The following is a 6,672-nucleotide window of genomic DNA, read 5'->3' on the forward strand; positions in this document are numbered from 1 at the left end:
CCTTACTCAGCGGGGGTCGCGAGGCTAACGTACTTGCGACGCATGGACAGCAGGACGGTTGCGGCATTAGCCAGCAGAAGCAGTGCGTAGACGATGACGAATACGGGGCCGAAGCCAACGAAAATGTAAATCCAGCAGAGGGTGCCAGCGTCCATGTGCAGGTTGATGAAGGAGCGCAGGGGACCACCGGTCGGCGGTGCCGCGGTCTTGCGGTTGTTGCGCAGCTGCTCAGCCAGAATCTGGCTCATGAAGTGACCTGCGGTCAGCGCGGTGAAAATCATCGGCATCGCAATGATCCAGCCGTTGAATGCGCTGGAGCCGGTAAAGGAGTAGTGCGCCGGGTACAGCAGGAAGGAGAGCAGGGTTGCCATGTGCACGGAAGGCACGCGGATGGAGTCGACCACGTGGTCGAGCCACTCACCGGCGGGGGAGGACGCGCCGGTCACGCGAGCAACCTGGCCGTCAGCGGAGTCCAGACCGTAACCGAGCGCGAAAAGCAGGGCAACGCAGATACCTACACCAACGCTGGGCGGGCAGGTAATCAGAACGATGATGCCTGCCGCGGAACATGCAGCGGAAATTGCGGTGACGCCGTTGGGGGTGATGCCCAGCGCAACAGCTGCCGCAGCGAAGTAGCGTGCTACTCGGCGGTTGACCCAGCGGGTGTAGGCGGGAACGCCAATGCCGGGCTTCTGCGCTGCTTCAAGAGAGCGCAGGGTGTGAGAAAACTTCGCAGAAAATCCCGATGCGGGCGCGGAGTTCGGGGCGTGAGGTGCCTCAGAGGTGGACATGCACATTCCTTTTTAATCGGTGAGAGGAGTGAAGGAGAGTGAATTACTCCCTTTCGGGGTGGTTGCGAGAAAGTCCGGAAGTCTCGCACGCGAAAAAAGAGGTGGTTGGTCCCTTTTTTCACGTACACCACTATATAGATATTTTACAACGAGATGAAGTGCAACAGGGGGCGTGTGGTCAGGGTCAACAATTGTGTCGTAAAAACCCTCTGACAATGCGCTTTGGTGCAGATTTGCGGGATCCTTCGGGTAGGCTTGGTGTGCTGTTAGAGGGGGTTATCGGCGCTTTGTTCTCGTGAATTGTGGATTTAGAAAACATTTCTGAACATTGTGCAGAGAGGCACATGACAGAAGCACAAATAATGGGAATAAATGATGCAAAAAACACGGAAAAGTGGGGAATATACGCAAATGGGGTTTGATTTCCTGAATCATTCAGAAAATCAAACCCCATTTAGCTGAGATTATCTAGAAGGTATTAGTTCCTTCGAGACTGCATCGGAACGCGGGTTCCGACTCCGTTATTGACGATGCGTCGCTCGCCCTGGCCGGCTGCCGCGTTGTTCGCGTTGTCGACCACGGGCTGCTCAGCCTCGTGTGCGGCGGGAGCATCCGCCTCCTTGTCGCCTTCCTTCTCGGCAGGCTGCTCAGCAACCGGTGCCTTGGAAGTAGCCTGCAGATCGAAGCTCACGTTCGGGCGAACGTTACGTCGACTAATGCCCGCATGAACCTCAACTGCGATGAGGTTCTCGCCAGCCTTCAGCTTGGAAGAAGGAACGGTGAAAGTCACCGGAGTCTTCTGAGCCTCAGTGGTGTCAATCGAGCTCGATGCAAGCGAGCTATTCCACAGCTTTCCACGGGTGTCGAAGTTGGTACGACCAACTTCTTCACCGTTGACACCCACAGCAATAGCATCGTCCGCGTAAGTGGTCAGCACCAGGTCGCGGCTCGCCTGCTCACGAGTGAGCTGGATGGTGGTGTAGGCGTAGATATTGGGGCGGGTACGCACAAGCGGAACATTAACGGAGGTGTTAAGGTTACCGGAGCCGACACCAATCGGGGTCTTGCCGGTCTGCCATGCTTCCTGCGCGATATCTTCCAGGCTGAAGTGGAAGTTGTACTTCCAACCGTACTTACGGTTGGGAGCCTTGCTGGAGACCATGTACTTCCACTCGGACGCGTAGGGCAGAACAATCTGGTCCTTAGCGGCCTCGTCCTTCTGATCGTCCTTAGGAGTTTCTTCCTTCGGATCGGCAGGCTTCGGGTTCTCTTCCTTCGGTACCTCAGTAGTCGCTTCTGCACTCGGGGTAGCGCTTGCCGAAGCACTGGGGTCAGCGCTCGCGGTCGGGTCAGCACTTGCCGTGGGGTCTGCAGTAGCAGTCGGGTCAGCGGTAGGCGTTGCGGTCGCGGTCTCCGTGGGGGTAGGAGTCGGTCGCACCGGAGCTACCTGGACCGGAGTGGACGCAGAGTAGTTATCCGAGCTATCCACAGCGCGCACAAAGTAACGTGCGTTATCGGTGTGGTCAATCTCGAACTTCGTACCCGAAGTGCTAGCAATGACGCGGTCATCACGCAGAATCTGGTAGCGGACACTACCGGTATCCTGTACAGCATCCCAGGTCAGAACGTCCTTATCGTCCTTCAGCTCAACCTGCAGGTTCTGCGGGGTAGCCGGAGGAGTCACATCGCGGGCCTCAAAGCGCGCAAAACCGACGGTATCCTGAGTACCGTGAACACCCAGCGAACGGTGAATATCGCCGCCAACCCACAGGGTGCCCTTCGAATCCACGAAAGACTCCCAGATACCGAATCCGTGGTCACCCTTAATAGCAGGGGAGAACTCCGGCAGCATCTTACCGCTGTCCTTATCGAAAGCAGCAACCAGCTTGACCGAGTGAATCACGCTCGAACCGCCCACGGGGGTCCGCTTGTTACGCGAATCCTGGTAGAGGAAGTCGCCGCAGTGGCAGGCGCCGTAGATGGTGTTACCGTGCAGGTGCAGATCCTGGAAGTCTCCACCATCGCGGGTAATCGCGGTGTAGGTGGGGGTCAAGGACGCCTTATCGTAACGAGAGATGAGGTGCTCAGTACCGCCCACCCAGACGCCGGTACCGGCATCCTGGACGTCGAACTGGAAACCCCAAATTTTGGTTTCATTACGCAGGTCAGAGACATTAGCGCCAGCAGGAATCTCAGACTGCTGGTACGCCCACGGGCTGCCCTTCTGCATATGCTGAGTAATATCAGCCACGCGGTAGGCAAGGCCACCGTTGAGCCAGGTGAAGTAACCGGCTACGTAAACATGAGAGTTATCAGCGGAGGCGCTAATACCGTTGACAGTACCGTTGAACACCTGGCGCCAGTTACGGTCTATACTCACAATACCGGGCACACCGTTAGAAGGCTCGCCCAACTTAAAACGGGCAATATTGCGCGAATACGCCTCACCCGCCTTTTCACTTTCATAAATGTGGGTAAAGGTGCCGCCAATATACACGTAGTCACCCTGACGGTGAATGGTCTTCACCGTCATGACCTCGGTACGAATGCGATCTTCGACTTTAACCTGGGCCCATTCAGGGGCAACTTCACCGGTTGTGGCGTCAACAACGACGAAGCTCTCATGCTTCTCACCGTTAACAAGCTTGAAGTTACCGCCAACAGCCAAACGGTTATTCGGCAGAGCCTCAACAGCCTTCACCTGACCGTCAACAGTCAGCTTAAAATCGCGGCGCAACTCGCCGGTCACCGGGTCAAAAGCAGCAATATTAGATTGCGCAACACGCTCACCGGTAGAGGACTCAAGGTACTCGAAGTCGCCACCAATAAACACGCTGGAGGTGCCGTTACCGTGATCGACCTCGGTAATGGCCTCAACGTAGGTGTTCATTTCGCCGGTTTTACCGGAGGCGGTCCTGGCGCTGGTTCGCCAGCGCCAATCCGCCGAACGGCTATTGGGCAGGGCACGACGAGCGCTCGCCGGGGTACCGGAATCCGGGATAGCGCCCAGGTTCAAATCATTCTGGGTCAGCTTCGGGCGCAGGAACATCTGGGTGTAACCGAAAGAGGCCTCACCGTTGCTTTCCTTACCGTAGATGTAGGAGTTCCGCGCATCGGTGATTGCCGGCTCAGAGCCATCCTGCGAAATGGGAGAGTTTGCACCGTAACGGAAACCCATACGGTAATCCTGGGACGCCAACTCATCAAACATCAAAGTCTTGAAGCCGTTGTTCTGTCCACGCAGAATGTGGTCTTCCCACGTGCCATCAGGCCAGTCCCTGCGGCCATTTTCATTGTAGGAAGAGAACTCGTCAGGGTTCGTGACGATCGCATTAGACCAGACAGCGTTCGAACGCAGAGCCCAGGTCCACTCGGAGGTCTGACGGCGGTCAACCGTCGCCTCCTGCCACTTGGTGCCCGAGGTGTTCAGCGCGCGACGGAAACGGTAACCATCGGGCAACTGATCGGGGCGGGTGCCGTTGAGCAACTGCGAAATGGTGGTACCCGAAAGCTGAATCGGGGTCTTCGCGGCGGGCAGGGAGCTCAGAGCTTTGCCCTGTTCAAGAGTCATACCGGAAGATGCGGGTGCGGCATCGCTGTAGAGCTGCGAAGTGTCACCCTGACCTTCATAGTTTTCAGTCCAGCCGTCGCGGCCCTCACCAATCTTGACCCAGCCGCCACCATCAGTTTCCTGATCGCAGTAGAACTGAGTCGGCTGACTCATCGAAGGAGTGTACAGCCAATAGGCGCCGCTCTTTGCCTCGGGGTTAGCCTGCTTGGCTTCCCAACAGCTAGCGGCAGCACGCTCGGAGGTCGTGCCATTGTAGAAAGCAGAGTCCCTTTTTTCCGCAGTCTGTTCGACAGCGGTACTCGGCGTAATAGCGGGGATAGCTACGGGCAAAGCCAACGCCGTAGCAATGCTCAAGCAAAGAGTTGAGCGAGTTATAGCAGAACGTGAAAAGCCAGAGCCCGTCATGCCAAGGTGGGCTTTCATAATATCTCCAAATGAATGCCAAGAAATGTTATCGAGTGCGCATCAACATTAATGCGCTATGGATGATAATGCGCGGGTTCCAGCGAATCATAGCTGGAAACCGGCATCTTTAATTAGACCCTAACAATCAGGATTGTTCGGGAAATCATGGGTCGCAATCTTCCACTGACCATCGACCTGAACGAGGGTGTAAATATTGAGTGAACGCTTCGGAGAATTGTCATCCTTAACGGGCTGATTATTCTCGTCATAGATCTTCACAGAGGAAGAATCCATGCATACTTCCAGCATGCGCGCGGGCTGACCCTTGTACTGGGTTTCAGTCATACGGGGAGTGCCCACGACAGTGGAAGAACCTTCATAGTGCCAGCCAGCCAGTGCGTACTCGGAAGCCTGCACGGCAAACTCAGCGGCAGCGGAATCAACAGCCACGGCCTCGATGGAGCGAATCGTCTCATCATCGAGAACAGCGCGGGCCCGCTCAACGTTCTGTTGCTCAGCCTCTTCGTCGCTGGTCGGATCAGCGGCACGCTCAGGCGAAGCCTCAGCAGAGGGGGCTGCCTTCACCTTGGTCAGAATGGTCTCAAAAGAGTTAACCAGTTCGGTAGTCTTCTTAACTTCTTCAGCGTCAACAGGTACGGAAGAAGCGTTCCTCATCTCTTCAGCGCCAGTGTAAATCTCTTCAAGCTTCTGGCCGTCAGAAGAGGTCGCCTCACTCTTTGCCCCATCCTTTGCCTCAGCCGAAGCCCCAGAGGAAGCATTGGCGGATGCTTCTGCGGTGCCCTGCTCAGAAACCTGGGGGGAAGCGCTCGAAGACTTGTTTGAGGAAGCATGCGCCGACGCGGAAACGCTCGCGGACGCAGAAGCAGGCGAAGAGCTATCGGAGCTCGGGTTTTCAGTAGCGCAAGCGCTCAGGACCAGGGTGGATACCGCAACGGTACCCAAGGTGCCCAGAAGGCGGGACCGGGAGGGGTACTTGAAGAACACTGACATGGAAGCCTCTTTAGTGGTTGGAGTGAGAATGACTATATTCCGGAAGATAATACCTCGCACGAAGGTAAGGCACCTAAAGGCTAACACGCAAAGCTGGGAAAATACTTAGACCCGCAAAAATAACGTTTTTATAAATGATGAGAATAAGCCCTAACTAATGCTCTATTTTGACTCGATTAGAAGGTAAGTATATATCTCTGCATGAAAAAACCTTCATGTAAATGAATGAAATAGATTCACTATGTGCAAAAAAATCCCGGGCTGGTTTAAAACCAGCCCGGGAGAATAGGGCGAACATCACTAAAATTATTTGTCATAAAAGTGAATATCGCCCTGATGAGGGGTTATGCCGCCTGAGCAGCCTCGGTACTTGCCGAATAGTTATCCGCAGTATCTACCGCACGCACATAGTAGCGGGCGCCGTCGCGGTGATCCACCGAATAGCTCGTGCCCGTAACCGTCGCAATAGGACGATCATCGCGCAGAACCTGATACTTCACCCTATGCTCGGAAATACCCGACCAGGTCAGCTGATCCTTGGAGCCGTTCGTCGTAACCTTCAGGTTGCTCGGGGGAGCCGGAGGGGTCACATCACGAGGAGCATAACGCGCGAAGCCAATAGTCGGCTGTACGCCATTAGCGCCCAGCGACTTACGGATATCGCCACCAACCCACAGAGTGCCCGTGGAATCCACGAAGGACTCCCACACACCGTATCCATACGCGCCGTTCATAATCGGTGCGAACTCCGGCAGCATCTTACCGCTGTCCTTATCGAAAGCCGCTACCAGGCGAATGGTCTGAGCGTTAGTCGCGTTCTCCCACTCCGAATAGACCGTATCTGCACCCTGGAAGAGGAAATCGCCGCAGTGGCACGCACCGTAAATGGTGTTA

General features: G+C 55.6%; 3 protein-coding genes and 1 pseudogene. All 4 read right to left on the bottom strand.

The window, feature by feature from the left end; translation table 11 throughout:
* Nucleotides 1-2: 2 nt before the first annotated feature.
* Nucleotides 3-791: a CDP-alcohol phosphatidyltransferase family protein gene (locus HMPREF2765_RS03015; protein WP_044150701.1), complete on the bottom strand. Its 789-nt coding sequence runs from the start codon at nt 789-791 to the stop codon at nt 3-5.
* A gap of 478 nt (nt 792-1,269) precedes the next feature.
* On the bottom strand, nt 1,270-4,785 hold the full coding sequence (locus tag HMPREF2765_RS03020) for a fibrinogen-like YCDxxxxGGGW domain-containing protein (RefSeq protein ID WP_070604224.1): 3,516 nt from the start codon (nt 4,783-4,785) through the stop codon (nt 1,270-1,272).
* 120 nt (nt 4,786-4,905) lie between these two features.
* On the bottom strand, nt 4,906-5,778 hold the full coding sequence (locus tag HMPREF2765_RS03025) for a hypothetical protein (protein WP_070594041.1): 873 nt from the start codon (nt 5,776-5,778) through the stop codon (nt 4,906-4,908).
* Nucleotides 5,779-6,122: 344 nt separating this feature from the next.
* Nucleotides 6,123-6,672, bottom strand: a pseudogene (locus HMPREF2765_RS03030) (fibrinogen); the annotation flags it as partial.

Origin of the sequence: Rothia sp. HMSC062H08 (assembly GCF_001810775.1) — a bacterium.
Lineage (GTDB): Bacteria > Actinomycetota > Actinomycetes > Actinomycetales > Micrococcaceae > Rothia.